This window comes from Vibrio sp. 1069 (genome assembly GCF_033340555.1).
In genome coordinates, this window is sequence record NZ_JAWOWP010000533.1 from 1 (window position 1) to 628 (window position 628).

1 protein-coding gene is annotated in these 628 nt (G+C 40.6%); it reads right to left on the reverse strand.

Going from position 1 to position 628, the window contains the following annotated elements; translation table 11 throughout:
- Nucleotides 1-33: 33 nt before the first annotated feature.
- Nucleotides 34-438 (reverse strand): DUF2061 domain-containing protein, encoded by a 405-nt coding sequence (locus R7040_RS27580; protein ID WP_140261122.1) that lies wholly within the window; start codon nt 436-438, stop codon nt 34-36.
- Nucleotides 439-628: the final 190 nt, after the last annotated feature.

The window sequence follows — 628 nt, forward strand, 5'->3', positions numbered from 1 at the left end:
TGAGCTCGCTGTTGCTTCGGTTTCGACCCGCTCTTATGCGTGTTTGTGGAAGCAAAAATGCGGCTCTGAGCTCTGATCAGACGATTTACGTAACCAAACTTTTTCGTGGAAGTAGTAGGCTACGGTATTTAATGATGGCTCTAGCATTGCCATAACGCCACCGATAAATGCATCACCCGTTAACAAGTAAACCACCGTAAACGCTACGCTAAAGTGTACTGTTGCGAAACTCGCGGTTTTTAGCTTGGTCATGAATTGACGAGCTTTTAAAGCGGGAACACTTGCCCAAGCTTTTTCATGAAAGTAAAAAGCGACGGTGTTTACTGATGGCTCAATCATGGCAATTAAACTACCAATTAGAATGTCGCCAGTAAGCACGTAAGCGACACTAAATGCGATAGTAAAATGCAGCGTTGCGAATGTTAGTGTCTTTTTCATGATAATTACTCAATCGTGTTTGTTTCGATGAATACATTATCGATAATACTTCTCATTAACGCCAATGGGTGGTGGATATTAATTTGATAGGTAAAAACTATCGATAGGAGGATTTTTACTGAATGGACTGATAAAAAAAAAAGGTTGGCCATGATGACCAACCTTTCTGATTTTAAGAGCAGAAGCGTTT